The following is a 13,918-nucleotide window of genomic DNA, read 5'->3' on the forward strand; positions in this document are numbered from 1 at the left end:
ACCGATCCTACACGCTGCGCTGCCGCACGGGCAGCATTGACGACCGGCCACCGGCAGGCCTACCTTGGCAGAGCCCTGCTCTGCCCGCTTTATTTCCCTGAAACGTGCCCACGGACCGGAATGCGTCAGGGCAATCTTGGCTCGTGGATACGCCACGCGCGTCTCCAATCCCCAATCCCGCCGCACCAATCCCCGCCTCAAAACATCTCGCGCTGCAGCCCCAGCGTGGACAACACCTTGCTGGAAATCTCCTCGATCGAGGTATTGGTGGTGCTCAGGGTGGGAATGCGCTCCATCTGGAACATGCGCTCGGCGGTGGCCACCTCACGCCGGCAGGTCTCTGCCGCGCTGTACCGCGAATTGGCGCGCCGCTCCTGACGGATCTGCTGCAGCCGCTCCGGGTCGATGGTCAGGCCAAACAGCTTGCTGCGGTAGTTGCGCAGGCGCGGCGGCAGGCGCTCGTTTTCCAGATCTTCCTCGGTCAACGGATAGTTGGCGGCGCGGATGCCGTAATGCAATGCCAGGTAGATGCAGGTCGGCGTCTTGCCTGCGCGCGACACCGCCACCAGGATCACGTCGGCCTCGTCGTAATTGAGTGCGATGCCGTCGTCGTGGCTCAGCGCAAAGTTCATCGCGTTGATGCGGCGGTGATAGGTCTCGAAGTCCACCATGCCATGCGCACGTCCCACCCGGGAATGCCGCGGTGCATTGAGCTCGCGCTCCAGCGGCTCAATGAAGGGCGCGAACACATCCAGCATCAGGGCGCCGCTTTCGGCCAGGATCATGCTCAGTTGTGGATCGACGCAGGAATTGACCACCACAGGACGCACCTGGTACCGCTCGCCTGCCGCGCGCACGCGCAGCGCCGCATCGCGCGCTTTTTCTGCATCATCAATGAACGACATGCGGTCGGTGACGAAGTTGAATCCACTGAACTGCGTGAGCAGGCTATGCCCAATCGTTTCAGCGGTGATACCGGTTCCATCGGAGACGTAGAACACCGGTCGAATTGTTGACATCAAGACCACCTCTTTGAACTGGTGTCCAAAACTTACGGGTTCATGCTTGTGCAGATTCCGCTGTGCACTGCATCATAGCGACTTCTTCCTACGGACGCGGCCATCCAGCCCGCTCGGGCGATGGCCATACGGAGCATCGCGCTTGAACGAGAATATCCTGTGGTTGCATGAGCTACGCCTGGCCGATCTGGCCCGCGTAGGTGGTAAGAATTCCTCGCTCGGCGAGATGATCGGCAACCTGGCCGGGCTTGGCGTTTCGGTTCCCGGTGGATATGCGACCACTGCCGAAGCTTTCAAGGATTTCATCGCGCATAACGATCTGTCCAAGCGCATCTTCGACAAGCTGGCAACGCTGGACGTCGAAGACGTTAGCGCCCTCACCATCGCCGGCAAGGAAATCCGCGGCTGGGTGATCGACGCTCCGCTGCAACCGGAACTGGATCGCGACATCCGCACCGCCTACGCACAGCTGTGTGCGGAAAACGGTGGTGGCGAGGTGGCCGTGGCGGTGCGTTCGTCGGCCACTGCCGAAGATCTGCCCGATGCCTCGTTCGCCGGCCAGCAGGAGACCTTCCTCAACGTGACCGGTGCCGACGATGTCGTGCACAAGGTCAAGGAAGTGTTCGCCAGCCTCTACAACGATCGCGCGATCGCCTATCGCGTGCATCATGGTTTCAAGCACGAAGACGTGTTTCTGTCGGCCGGCGTGCAGTTGATGGTGCGCTCGGGCGTCGGTGCGGCCGGTGTGCTGTTCACGCTGGACACCGAATCGGGCTTCCGCGACGTGGTGTTCGTCACCTCCAGCTTCGGTCTCGGCGAGATGGTCGTGCAGGGCGCGGTCAACCCGGACGAGTTCTACGTGTACAAGCCCACGCTGACCGCGGGCAAGCCGGCGATCCTGCGCCGCTCGCTCGGCAGCAAGGCGATCCGCATGGTCTACTCGGATGTGCCCGGCGAGCGCGTGCGCATCGAAGACACACCGGTCGAACTGCGCAGCACCTTCTCGATCAGCGACGAAGACGTGCAGGAGCTTTCCAGGCAGGCGCTGGTGATCGAAAAGCATTACGGCCGCCCGATGGACATCGAGTGGGCGAAAGACGGTGTCAGCGGCAAGCTGTTCATCGTGCAGGCGCGCCCGGAAACGGTGAAATCGCGCAGCCACGCTACCCAGATCGAGCGTTTTTCTCTGGAAGCCAAGGGCGCCAAAATCCTGGTCGAAGGACGCGCTGTGGGTGCCAAGATCGGCAGCGGCGTGGCGCGCGTGGTGCGCTCGCTGGAGGACATGAACCGCGTGCAGGCCGGCGACGTGCTGATCGCCGACATGACCGACCCCGATTGGGAGCCGGTGATGAAACGCGCTTCGGCAATCGTCACCAACCGTGGCGGCCGTACCTGCCACGCGGCGATCATCGCGCGTGAGCTCGGCGTGCCGGCCGTGGTCGGTTCGGGTAACGCCACCGATGTGCTCAGCGACGGCCAGGAAGTGACGGTGAGCTGTGCCGAAGGCGATACCGGCTTCATCTACGACGGTCTGCTGCCGTTCGAGCGCATCACCACCGATCTGGGTAACATGCCGCCTGCGCCGCTCAAGATCATGATGAACGTGGCCAACCCGGAGCGCGCATTCGACTTCGGTCAACTGCCCAACGCTGGTATTGGTCTGGCGCGCCTGGAAATGATCATTGCCGCGCATATCGGCATCCATCCCAATGCGCTGCTGGAATACGACAAGCAGGACGCCGACGTGCGCAAGAAGATCGACGCCAAGATTGCCGGCTACGGCGATCCGGTGAGCTTCTACGTCAACCGTCTGGCCGAAGGCATCGCCACGCTGACCGCATCGGTGGCGCCGAATACGGTGATCGTGCGCCTGTCGGACTTCAAGTCCAACGAGTATGCGAACCTGATCGGCGGCTCGCGTTACGAACCGCATGAAGAGAACCCGATGATCGGCTTTCGTGGCGCCAGCCGCTATGTCGATCCGTCCTTCACCAAGGCCTTCTCGCTGGAGTGCAAGGCGGTGTTGAAGGTGCGCAACGAGATGGGCCTGGACAACCTCTGGGTGATGATCCCGTTCGTGCGCACGCTGGAGGAGGGCCGCAAGGTGATCGAGGTGCTGGAGCAGAACGGGCTCAAGCAGGGCGAAAACGGCCTGAAGATCATCATGATGTGCGAGCTGCCGTCCAACGCGCTGCTGGCCGACGAGTTCCTGGAGATCTTCGACGGCTTCTCGATCGGCTCCAACGACCTGACCCAGCTGACCCTGGGCCTGGATCGCGACTCGTCGATCGTGGCGCATCTGTTCGACGAGCGGAATCCAGCGGTCAAGAAGCTGCTGTCGATGGCGATCAAATCGGCGCGCGCCAAGGGCAAGTACGTGGGCATCTGCGGCCAGGGGCCGTCCGATCACCCGGAGCTGGCCGAGTGGCTGATGCAGGAGGGCATCGAGTCGGTGTCGCTGAATCCTGACACCGTGGTCGATACCTGGCTGCGTCTGGCCAAGCTGAAGAGCGAGAGTTGATGGGCATGGTGGGTGCGATGTTGGCGGCGGCTGCGGGAGCAGTCGCCGCAAAGCCGGTGGTGGCCAAGGCGGCGGAGCCGGCGTTCAACTGGGCCAATATCCCGTGGGCGCAATACGCGCTCAATTGGGGACTGGCCCTGTTGATCGTGGTGGTCGGCATGTGGCTGGCCAAGCAACTCAGCCAGTGGCTGCATCGCGCACTGACCCGCGCGCGCATCGAGATCACGCTGACCAACTTCCTGCGCAACGTGTTGTATGCGTTGTTGCTGGTGCTGGTCTTCGTCAGTGCGTTGAGCAAGATCGGCGTGCCGCCGACCTCGCTGATCGCGGTACTGGGCGCGGCTGGTCTGGCGGTTGGTCTGGCGTTGAAGGATTCGCTGTCCAACATCGCTGCAGGCGTGATGCTGATCGTGCTGCGGCCGATGCGCGATGGCGACCATGTGGTGATCGCCGGTCAGGAAGGCATCGTCGACGAGATCCGGATCTTCCAGACCCGGATCCGCTCGTTCGATGAGCGGATGATCACCCTGCCCAACAGCACCATCACCACCTCGCCGATCGTCAACTACAGCACCCTGCCCAACCGGCGCCTGGAAGTGACCGTGGGCGTGGGCTACGGCGACGATCTGAAGAAAGCCCAGCAGCTGTTGCTGCAGATCGCCAAGGACAATCCGAACATCCTGGAGTCGCCGGCACCGTTCGTGCAGGTCACCAACCTGGGCGAAAGCACGGTGGATCTGATGTTGTTCGCGTATGCGACCAACGGCAATTTCGGCGCGGCCAAGAGCACCACGCTGGAACAGATCCGCAATCAGCTGCTGGAGAACGGGCTCAATATCCCGTATCCGCAGCGCGACCTGCACGTGTATCACCACGATGCCGACGGCAAGCCGATCTCCGACCTGTTGCTGAAAGGCGTCGCCGACGATGGCGATCTGACCAAGGGACCGTCGCTGGCGCGCTGATGCGCTGAATGGCGTGATGGAAAGCAAAAGGCCGCATCGAAGGATGCGGCCTGTTTGTTGGATGCGCTGCCACCGTGTGCGTCTGGCTATGCAATTAGCGGCGAGCGCTGATCGGCGAACGCCGTCCGCCGTTCTCAGTCGGACACCGGCGAGATGCCCACAGCGTGCAACGACGCCGTGACCGGCGCTTAGCGCTGCACGTCGGCCTGGGAATCGCCGCCCAGCGCGCCCATGAACTGGCGGTAGTGACGCAGCTCGTCGATCGAATCGCGCACATCGCTCAAGGCGGTGTGGGCCGAGCTCTTGGCAAAGCCATTGGCCACCGTCGGCGCCCACCGCCGTGCCAGTTCCTTGATGGTGGACACGTCCAGGTTGCGGTAATGGAAGTAGCGCTCCAGGCGCGACATCTGGCGGTGCAGGAAGCGGCGGTCCTGGCAGATCGAGTTGCCGCACATCGGCGAGGCGCCGGCGCGGATCCACTCGCCCAGGAAGGCCACCGTCTGCGCTTCGGCCTGGGCGTGGGTGACCTGGCTGTCGAGCACGCGCTGCCACAGACCGGAACGGCGGTGCTGGTTGCGGTTCCATTCGTCCATGGCTTCCAGGGTCGCCAGGGGATGGGCGATGGCCAGTTCCGGCCCTTCGGCAAGCACGTTCAACTGCGCATCGGTCACGATGGTGGCGATCTCGATGATGGAATCGCGATCGGTATCCAGGCCGGTCATTTCCAGATCGATCCAGATCAGTCGGTCGTTGCCTGCAAGGGTGTCTGCCATGTCGCCGTCCTGTGGAGGGCCGTCGCCGGCCAGATGCTGAAGGGCGCGCATCATACCGCGGCCGCGCCGCTCAGGGCGCGAGGGGCGGCTTGCCACGCTTGGCCCTGAAGTAATTGGTCAGCCGCGCACCCGCCTCGGCGGCCAGAACGCCACCGCTGACCTGCACGCGGTGGTTGTGGCGCGGGTCGGTGAGCAGGTCGAACACGCTGCCGCAGGCGCCGGTCTTGGGGTCGCTGGCGGCGAACACCACCCGCGCGATGCGTGCGTGGATCATCGCCATGGCGCACATCGCGCACGGCTCCAGCGTGACGTACAGCGTGCAGCCGATGAGCCGGTGGTTGGCCAGGCGGCGGCCGCCTTCGCGCATGGCCATGATCTCGGCATGCGCGCTGGGATCGTGGCTGGCGATATTGAAGTTCCAGCCCTCGCCCAGCACGGTGCCCCCGGCATCGATCAGCAGCGCGCCGACCGGGATCTCGTCAAAGTCGCGTTCGGCACGCTCGGCCAGTTGCAGGGCGCGTTGCATCCACTGTTGGTCGATAAGCGCCTGCGCCGCGTCGACCGACGTTTCCACCGGCATGCTCATGCGGCGCTGCCGCCCTGGCGATCCAGGAAGGCGGCGAACGCGGCCACAGTGGCTTCGCTGACATGGTGCTCGATGCCTTCGGCATCGCGCCGCGCGGTGGCCTCGTCGATGCCCAGCGCGAGCAGGAAGCGTTCGACGATCTGATGGCGCTGCCGGCTGGACGCCGCCAGCGCCTCGCCGGCCGGGGTCAGGAACACCCCGCGGTACGGGCGCTGCACCACCCAGCCGTCGCGCACCAGCCGCTTGAGCATCTTGGCCACGGTCGGCTGGGCCACGCCCAGGCGCGCGGCGATATCGACCTGGCGCGCCTCGCCGCCGTCGACCAGCAGGTCGGAGATCAGCTCCACATAGTCCTCGACCAGTTCGGCGCGGCGCGCTTCGCGCACCTGACGGAAGCTCTCCATGTGCACCTGCGCGTCGATCAGCGCCGGTGCGGCCGCTTCCAGCTTTTCGCTCTTGCCCACCCTCATCCCCGTCATCACGTCCGGCGCCAGTGCCGGGATGCGTAGTTTGAAGCACGCAGCCGATCATTACGATTTAGATTGCCAATGCTCAACAGCATAGCAGTTGCTATATCATCCGTATGACCCTAGCCAGCCTGCCCCGCATGTCCGCCGATCTCCGTACCAACGCAGCCCTGCCCCTCCCTTCGCCGGCAGTGACCAACGGCGGGCTGGGCGACCACCACGCCAGCGTCGCCGTACCCAAGGGCGGCCACTGGTGGTTCCGGCTGCTGGCGTTTCTGGGCCCGGGCTACATGGTGTCGGTCGGGTACATGGACCCGGGCAACTGGGCCACCGATCTGGCGGGCGGCTCGCAGTTCGGCTATCTGCTGCTGTCGGTGATCCTGCTGTCCAATCTGATGGCGATCGTGCTGCAGAGCCTGTCGGCACGGCTGGGCATCGCGACCGGGCTGGATCTGGCACAGGCCTGCCGGGCGCGTTACCCGCGCGGGGTGAACCTGGCGCTGTGGGGCATCTGCGAACTGGCGATCATCGCCTGCGATCTGGCCGAGGTGATCGGCACCGCCATCGCATTGAAGCTGTTGTTCGGCATTCCGCTGACCGTGGGCGCCATCATCACCGCGGTGGATGTGGTGCTGGTGTTGTTGCTGATGAACCGCGGTTTCCGCGCGTTGGAAGCGTTCGTGATCGCGCTGCTGTTGATCATCTTCGTCTGCTTCGGCATCCAGATCGCGCTGGCGGCACCACCCATCGCAGCCGTGCTGGGCGGATTCATTCCGCGTGCGCAAGTGGTCACCGACCCGCGCGCGTTGTATCTGGCGATCGGCATCATCGGTGCGACGGTGATGCCGCATAACCTGTACCTGCACTCGTCGATCGTGCAGACACGTGCGTATCCGCGCACCGACGCGGGCCGCAAGTCGGCGCTGCGCTGGGCGGTGACCGACAGCACCGTGGCGTTGATGTTCGCGCTGTTCATCAACGCCTCGATCCTGATCCTGGCGGCGGCGGTGTTCCACGCGCAGGGCCGCACCGATGTGCAGGAAATCGAACAGGCCCATGCGCTGCTCGCGCCGATGCTGGGCGTGGGGCTGGCCTCGACGCTGTTTGCGGTCGCGCTGCTGGCCTCCGGCGTCAATTCCACCGTCACCGCCACGCTGGCCGGGCAGATCGTGATGGAAGGCTTTCTGCAATTGCGCTTGCCGCCGTGGCTGCGCCGCCTGCTGACGCGCGGCATCGCGATCGTGCCGGTGGTGATCGTGACCTGGCTGTATGGCGAGGCCGGTACCGCGCGGCTGCTGGTACTGAGCCAGGTGGTATTGTCGATGCAGCTGCCGTTTGCGGTGATCCCGCTGGTGCGCTTCGTGTCGGATCGCGACTTGATGGGCGCGCTGGTGGCACCACCGTGGCTGGTGCGCATCGCCTGGGTCATTGCGGCGGTGATCGTCTGTTTGAACGTCAAGTTGTTGTGGGATACCGCGCTGCAGTGATCCGTCCCAGCGATCTGTCGTAGTGATCCGCCTGTGCGGTCGAGGCTGATGCGCTAGCGGCGCCTCGCGTGTACCGCGTGCACAACAACCAATTCGACGCGTGCTCTACCGACCGCGTCATGCGACGCCCGGGGTATGCCCTCGCCCTCAGCAGTTTCCATGCATCCGTTCGAGCGCATCTGGCCGACGCCGGACGCCGCAGCTTTCTCATCTCCGGCACGGCCGCCGTGGCAGCGTTGTCGCTACCGAGCTTCGCCAGTGCTGCCCCGGCGCTACGCGCCCATCTCACCACACCGCCCCACACCGCCCCACCAGACCAACAACGGAGTCAACCCGATGTCCAATTTCGTCACCCGCCCCGACGGCGCCAACATTTTTTACAAGGACTGGGGCAAGGGCCAGCCGGTGGTGTTCTCGCACGGCTGGCCGCTCAGCGCCGATGCCTGGGACGCGCAGATGCTGTTCATGGGCCAACACGGCTTCCGCGTGATCGCGCATGACCGTCGCAGTCATGGCCGCTCGTCGCAGACCTGGGATGGCAACGACATGGATACCTACGCCGATGATCTGGCGGCGGTGATCGAGCAGCTGGATCTGCAAGACGCGATCCTGGTCGGCCATTCCACCGGCGGCGGCGAAGTGGCGCATTACGTCGGCCGCCATGGCAGCAAGCGCGTGGCCAAGGTGGTGCTGGTCGGCGCGGTGCCGCCGCAGATGGTCAAGAACCCGACCAATCCCGGTGGCCTGCCGATCAGCGTGTTCGACGGCATCCGCGAAGGTGTGGCCAAGGACCGTTCGCAGTTCTACCAGGAGTTGACCACGCCGTTCTTCGGCGCCAACCGCGACGGCCACAAGGTCACCCAAGGCATGCGCGATGCGTTCTGGCTGCAGGGCATGCTGGGCGGCCACAAGGGCCAGTACGACTGCATCCAGCAGTTCTCCGAGGTGGACTACACCCAGGACCTGAAGAAGATCGATGTACCGGCATTGGTGGTGCATGGCGACGACGACCAGATCGTGCCGATCGACGCATCCGGCAAGCTGTCGGCCAAGATCATCAAGAACGCCGAACTGAAGATCTACGCCGGCGCTCCGCATGGCCTCACCGTGACCCACGCCGATCAGTTCAACAAGGATCTGCTGGAATTTGCCAAGGCCTGATCGGTTCACGCTGCAATAGACAAGGGCCGGCTCGAACGAATCGGCCTTTTGTTTGTGTCGCTCCATCACCTGCGTCGGCTGCTTACGTCAGTCGGCGGCGATCGGCCGATATCCACAGCGACATTCGCCATCAAAGCCCGACTGCGTTCTCCCGCCCTGCCCTCGACTTTGCAACGAGGTCGACCATTCTTGAACGCAGGGCCACGCAACGCGCCTGCCGCCCTGTCAAAACGATCGGCTTGAGCTATCGTATGCACCGCCAGCGGCGTGGGGGCCGCTTCAGCATCGTGTGCAACCGCCGATAACGGCTAGGTCCGACCGCCGCCGGGGGGCTGCGACGGCACTCGATCCAATCATTAAACGCGTTCAGGGGAATTGCGATGCTTCGTCACTCTTTGCGAGTGCGCCTGCTGTTGCCGGTGCTGGCCTTGGTGCTGGTCGTGGTAGCGGCACTGACGGTCATTCTGGCCATTACCGAAGCGAACCGGGTCAAGTTCGAGGCCGGCGACGCGATCGAGCGCCAGTCGGTGTCCTTGCAGACCTTGTTCTCGGTCACCCGCGCGATGATGCTGGACCGCGTCAATTCCTCCATGCGCCAGCTGCGCAAGGAAGCCAATGCACACGGCGCCGCCAGCATCGGCAACGAAGTGCGCGTGGGCGAGCGCAATGCCAACGACCTGCTGCTGGGCCAGAAGGCGCAGGCCAACGACTTCGACATGCTCGACGATGTCACCGCCATCCACGAAGGCACCGCCACGCTGTTCTCGCGTACCGGCGATGACTTCGTGCGCATCTCCACCAACGTCAAGAAGGACGACGGCAGCCGCGCCATCGGCACCGTGCTCGATCCCAATGGCCAGGCCGCCGCCAAGCTGCGCAACGGCGAAAGCTTCTACGGCGTGGTCGACATCCTCGGCAACCCGTACGTCACCGGCTACGAGCCGATCTTTGCCGGCAACGACAAGCGCGTGATCGGTGCCTGGTACGTGGGCTACAAGGCCGACACGCAGGCGCTGGAAAACGTGGTCAGCAGCCGTCGCGTGCTCGACTCCGGCTTCATCGCCGTGTTCGACAGCAAGAACACGCTGCGCTTCCAGTCCACCACCGGTGCCACCACCGACACCGCCACCATCGAGCGGATCGTCAAGGACAGCCCGGACGACTGGGTCGTCACCAAGCAGGAAGTGCCGGACTGGGGCTTCACCCTGGTCTCGGCCTATCCCAAGAGCGACGTCAATGGCGTGATCGTGCGCCAGTCGCTGTGGATCGCCGGCATCGGCCTGCTGGTCTGCGCCTTGCTGCTGGGCCTGCAGTGGGCCTTGATCTGGAACCGCGTGCTGCGCCCGATCCAGCACCTGACCACCGTGGCCGAAGAGCTGAGCCTGGGCAAGTGGAACCACACCATCGACGAGGTCAACCTCAAGGATGAAATTGGTACCCTGGCGCGCGCCATCTCCCGCCTGTCCAACAGCGTCCGGCTGGCCATGGAACGGCTCAGCAAACGCTGAGCCGCGCGCACCCACTTCGTACCAGATGATGCAAGGAAGACGCCATGTCCACTGAATTCCGTCCGCTGATCGACGTGCTGCGCGAGCTCAAGGCGCTGGCACTGAAGAAGGCGTCCGGCTTTCTGTTCGTCGTCACCGAGGAGAACCACTCCTGCATCGTCCGCCTCAATGCCGGGCAGATCGAAGAAGTGGTGTTCCGCATGCTGCGCAATGACGAGGCGGTGCAACGCCTCACCATGGTCAATGCGGCCAAGGCCCGCTTCCAGGCCGACCCCGGTGCCGGCATGGGCAAGCCGTCGCTGCTGAGCGACGACGCGCGCCAATGGTTGATGGGCGGTTTCGAACAGGATCTGGGTGGTGCACCGGCTGGGCCGCGTGCGCCAATTGCACCGGCACTCGTGACGGCTGCAGTAACGCCTGTCGCGGCACCGAGCGCGTCGCCTGCATCCGTCGGCGGCGGATCTGCACCCGACGAGCGCGTCCGCGATGCACTGGAAAAAGTCGCGTTGAATTATCTCGACCCGATCGCCGGCATGCTCTGCGACGAAGCCTGGGACGCATCGAGCGACATCGAACAAGTGCTCAATCAGCTGGGCGCCAATCTCTCCACGCCACAGGAAACGCAGAAGTTCATGGCAGATGCCCGTGTGGCGCTGGCCAAGGTGCGTTGAAAAAGATTGGCGGCGGCGCGGCGCAGCACAATCGACGTCGACATCTGCAAGCGCTACGCACTGCTTTCCAGCACAGCGCGCAACTGGCGATGCATCACTGAACGCAAACTGTCGGTTAACTGCACGCCCTGACGAAAAGGCGCCTCACGGCGCCTTTGTCGTTCAACTCATCCCACTCTATCATAAATAAATGCAAAGCCACCATATCTATCAACGACTTACAAAATGTTGTTCTCCAAGTGCCATGGAAAATACCACGCTCAGTTCCACAGCACTTGGGTGACGCCGAGGATTCAAGGCAACCTCGTAGCGCCCTGACGCTGCCGAAGGCTGTCCGCCCAGGTCGCTAAGGCACCAATCTCGGCCGTCAGTGCTTCTGGCCTCGGCAGAGGGCGGTTCAACGCAGCGGCGGCGCTATGCAGCAGTTCGGAACAGCGACCAAACCCGTCACGCATGGCCTCGCAGTCGAGAACCGTGATCGCGGTCAGCTTGACCAAGCCAGGCGTCTTCACTTCGTTGGACAGTCGCCGGATGACGTGCCCGACAGCTTCTTCAACCGCGATCTCCCACGTATCGCGCAACGTTGCGGCGATGGATTTGACGCACTTTCGCCACTCGTCTTGATTGCCTTGCTCGAAATGGTAGCGTTCACCGGCAAGCTGATTACTCAGACTTGTGGTGATGTCACTGACCCGACGCGCTTTGAATGGCGGCTCGCTGCGGCAGAAGCCTGCCTTGTCAGCCCCCCGGCTGATGGAGCTAATCGCCACCGGCGGCTTGGGCTGAGCATCATCCGCAGCGCGATTCAGCTCGAACAGGAACGCAAGATCATGCGTGAAGACGATGACCTGGCGATGCGCGGCCTCAGCTACCAGGCGCTTGGCCACGGCCTCCCGGTGCATGTGGTCGAGCGAGGAAACGGGATCGTCAAAGACGATGCCGGACTTGTTTTCGGTGGTGGCGAGTTCGGCCATGAACGCGGCCAAGGCAACGCAGCGATGCTCGCCTTCGCTCAAGACCTGCCCCACCGCAGCTGTGGGCTTCCGCGTAAGTGCGACCTTGAAGCGAGGGATGCCCTGAACGCTGTTTTGCTGCCGAAGTTCCACAGCGAGGCCAGCAATCTCAAAGCTCGCCACCTCGCGAACAAACTGTGCGCGTAGCGCGTCCGTCACCAAAGCCTGAGCGATCTCGGTGCTCTTGGTGGTGACGCGGTTGGTAGCAGTGTCCCGCTGGGCCGTCTCAAGCAGTGCGATCTTCTTCTGGCGTTCGATTTCAGCGAGAACATCGGCTTTGATGCCACCAAGCCATTGCCGATCCGCAAGCTCGGCCTTGTCGGCAAGCAAGGCGGTGCGAGCTGGAGAGCCAGCCTCCGCGGCAAGGGCGTTCGCCCGAGTCTCAATGCCCGCTGCTTGATCGACCAGCGCCTGACGCGAGTATTCCGTAACGGGCACGTCAATAGCGGCGCTTGGACTTGCGTGGCGTCGCCTGATCTGGCGATGACGCCACAAGGCACGCAGGGTCGCGCCCTTGATCTCCATCGCCAAGGCATCCTGGCGCAGTTCGTCGCGGACGGTCGCCACAATGTTCGCAAGCTCTGCCAAGGAAATAGCCTCACCCTTGAACGTTGCCAGCGCCCTGTCATATGCGCCGCGCGCGGCGTCGGCACGTTGCTGGCTGTCGTCGCGCACAAAAGCCTCGAAGCGATTGAGACGATCAGCGGCGACGTGCGTCAATTCCTGCTGGCAAAGCACGCATACGCTGCCGGAATCTGTGACGGGGAAGCGCTTTTCGGGATAGGCTTCCGCGTCCGAAAATGCTCGGGCACTGGTCCATAGTGCCTGCCAAACCTCCGACCCAATCTGCGGCAACGGTTCGTCCCGGAAAAGCGCACTGGAAGCAGCTTCTGCCGCCCGGCGCGCGGCATCGCTATCAGCGGCAAGGCGGCGCAGGTTATTGGCGGTATCGTTGCTGATAGAAGCAAACAACCGATCCAGGCGCGCAATGTGCCCATCAACCTTGGTCTTCAACGCCGCAAGCTGGCGCGCCGCGCGAGCCGGATCGCCAGCCAGGTCCGCAGTGAGCTGTGCCAATCGGTCTTGCTCTGCTTGCGTGAGCGTGGCCAACGCTTCGACCGTCGCCGGCGCAGTGTTGGCGGTGAGCCGGGCCATGAGCTTGCCGACCGCTGTGTCCCTGCTGCATGCCGGCGTTCTTATCGCTGCGGGCGTTTGCCCCTTTATCTGCGCAATCTCGGCTACCAGCTTGTCCTTGACCGATTTGCAGAGCTGCGCCAGCGCACCCAACAGTTTGAGCGGAAATGGCGTGTAAGCCACGTCATTCGTATCACCCACGTGGACGTTTGCGGTGCGGGAATCGAACACACTGATGCCTGAGAGCGCGGCGTCGGCAGCCTGTCCAAGCTGCCAAGCGCATGTGCGGTTCTGGCCGCTGATCGCGTATTCAATCGTGGCGCTCGGCGTGCCTGGTGCTGCGTCATAGATGTTAGGGGCGATTTCCTCGGCTCGGCCAGGCATACGGGCGCGACACACCTTCTTGAGAATCCGCGCGTAACCGGATTTTCCCGAGCCGTTGTCGCCATAGATGATCGTCAAACCGACACGGTGGAGCGTCAGCCGTTGGTCTGGAGCCAGGGCGTTGACATGCCGGACTCCATGCACTTGCCGCAGGTAATCCCCCCGCCCATTAGCTGACGCCAGAAGTGGAATTTTCTCGTCCCCTTTCCCGAGGAGGTTCCATGAAGAA

The 13,918-nt window shown here is 63.6% G+C and carries 11 protein-coding genes; 6 read left to right on the top strand and 5 right to left on the bottom strand.

Features of this window, described 5'->3' with window-relative positions; translation table 11 throughout:
- Positions 1–197: 197 nt before the first annotated feature.
- Complete coding sequence (gene ppsR, locus LL972_RS06845) at positions 198–1,019, bottom strand: posphoenolpyruvate synthetase regulatory kinase/phosphorylase PpsR (RefSeq protein WP_024939184.1); 822 nt, start codon at positions 1,017–1,019, stop codon at positions 198–200.
- A 142-nt stretch (positions 1,020–1,161) separates the two neighbouring features.
- Between ppsR and ppsA the strand changes: the two genes are divergently transcribed.
- Positions 1,162–3,540: a phosphoenolpyruvate synthase gene (ppsA, locus tag LL972_RS06850; protein ID WP_228326933.1), complete on the top strand. Its 2,379-nt coding sequence runs from the start codon at positions 1,162–1,164 to the stop codon at positions 3,538–3,540.
- Positions 3,540–4,505, top strand: a complete 966-nt coding sequence (locus tag LL972_RS06855; RefSeq protein ID WP_228326934.1) for a mechanosensitive ion channel family protein — start codon at positions 3,540–3,542, stop codon at positions 4,503–4,505. The genes ppsA and LL972_RS06855 overlap by 1 nt, the downstream gene beginning before the upstream one ends.
- 188 nt (positions 4,506–4,693) lie before the next feature.
- Here the strand turns inward: LL972_RS06855 and orn are convergent, their stop codons facing one another.
- The 3 genes from orn to mntR form a co-directional block, all read right to left on the bottom strand.
- Positions 4,694–5,278 carry an oligoribonuclease gene (gene orn / locus LL972_RS06860; protein WP_228326935.1) on the bottom strand — a complete coding sequence of 195 codons (585 nt, stop codon included), beginning with the start codon at positions 5,276–5,278 and terminating at the stop codon, positions 4,694–4,696.
- 70 nt (positions 5,279–5,348) lie between these two features.
- Positions 5,349–5,864, bottom strand: a complete 516-nt coding sequence (tadA, locus tag LL972_RS06865; protein WP_228326936.1) for a tRNA adenosine(34) deaminase TadA — start codon at positions 5,862–5,864, stop codon at positions 5,349–5,351.
- Positions 5,861–6,328, bottom strand: a complete 468-nt coding sequence (mntR, locus tag LL972_RS06870) for a manganese-binding transcriptional regulator MntR (protein ID WP_024939187.1) — start codon at positions 6,326–6,328, stop codon at positions 5,861–5,863. Before mntR ends, tadA begins: the two co-directional genes overlap by 4 nt.
- Before the next feature lie 143 nt (positions 6,329–6,471).
- Here mntR and LL972_RS06875 point away from each other — a divergent pair, with 143 nt between their 5' ends.
- From LL972_RS06875 to LL972_RS06890, 4 genes are all read left to right on the top strand, one after another.
- Positions 6,472–7,818: an Nramp family divalent metal transporter gene (locus tag LL972_RS06875; protein WP_228326937.1), complete on the top strand. Its 1,347-nt coding sequence runs from the start codon at positions 6,472–6,474 to the stop codon at positions 7,816–7,818.
- Between the two features lie 336 nt (positions 7,819–8,154).
- A complete protein-coding gene (locus tag LL972_RS06880; protein WP_228326938.1) occupies positions 8,155–8,979 on the top strand; it encodes an alpha/beta fold hydrolase in 825 nt (274 codons plus the stop codon).
- A 380-nt stretch (positions 8,980–9,359) separates the two neighbouring features.
- Positions 9,360–10,487, top strand: coding sequence for a Cache 3/Cache 2 fusion domain-containing protein (locus LL972_RS06885; protein ID WP_228326939.1), 1,128 nt, complete (start codon positions 9,360–9,362; stop codon positions 10,485–10,487).
- Positions 10,488–10,531: 44 nt separating this feature from the next.
- The gene (locus LL972_RS06890; RefSeq protein WP_228326940.1) at positions 10,532–11,158 is read left to right on the top strand and encodes a hypothetical protein; all 627 of its coding nucleotides are present in this window, start codon (positions 10,532–10,534) and stop codon (positions 11,156–11,158) included.
- A gap of 293 nt (positions 11,159–11,451) precedes the next feature.
- Here LL972_RS06890 and LL972_RS06895 read toward each other — a convergent pair whose 3' ends face one another.
- Positions 11,452–13,767, bottom strand: a complete 2,316-nt coding sequence (locus tag LL972_RS06895) for an AAA family ATPase (RefSeq protein ID WP_228326941.1) — start codon at positions 13,765–13,767, stop codon at positions 11,452–11,454.
- Positions 13,768–13,918: the final 151 nt, after the last annotated feature.

The sequence above is a fragment of the Xanthomonas campestris pv. asclepiadis genome (assembly GCF_020784175.1).
Taxonomy (GTDB): domain Bacteria; phylum Pseudomonadota; class Gammaproteobacteria; order Xanthomonadales; family Xanthomonadaceae; genus Xanthomonas; species Xanthomonas campestris_D.

Bases quoted from the DNA above. Each gene is read 5' to 3' on its own strand.
- ppsR (WP_024939184.1), bottom strand. From the start codon at position 1,019: ATGTCAACAATTCGACCGGTGTTCTACGTCTCCGATGGAACCGGTATC.
- LL972_RS06855 (WP_228326934.1), top strand. From the start codon at position 3,540: ATGGGCATGGTGGGTGCGATGTTGGCGGCGGCTGCGGGAGCAGTCGCC.
- orn (WP_228326935.1), bottom strand. From the start codon at position 5,278: ATGGCAGACACCCTTGCAGGCAACGACCGACTGATCTGGATCGATCTG.
- tadA (WP_228326936.1), bottom strand. From the start codon at position 5,864: ATGAGCATGCCGGTGGAAACGTCGGTCGACGCGGCGCAGGCGCTTATC.
- LL972_RS06875 (WP_228326937.1), top strand. From the start codon at position 6,472: ATGTCCGCCGATCTCCGTACCAACGCAGCCCTGCCCCTCCCTTCGCCG.
- LL972_RS06880 (WP_228326938.1), top strand. From the start codon at position 8,155: ATGTCCAATTTCGTCACCCGCCCCGACGGCGCCAACATTTTTTACAAG.
- LL972_RS06885 (WP_228326939.1), top strand. From the start codon at position 9,360: ATGCTTCGTCACTCTTTGCGAGTGCGCCTGCTGTTGCCGGTGCTGGCC.
- LL972_RS06890 (WP_228326940.1), top strand. From the start codon at position 10,532: ATGTCCACTGAATTCCGTCCGCTGATCGACGTGCTGCGCGAGCTCAAG.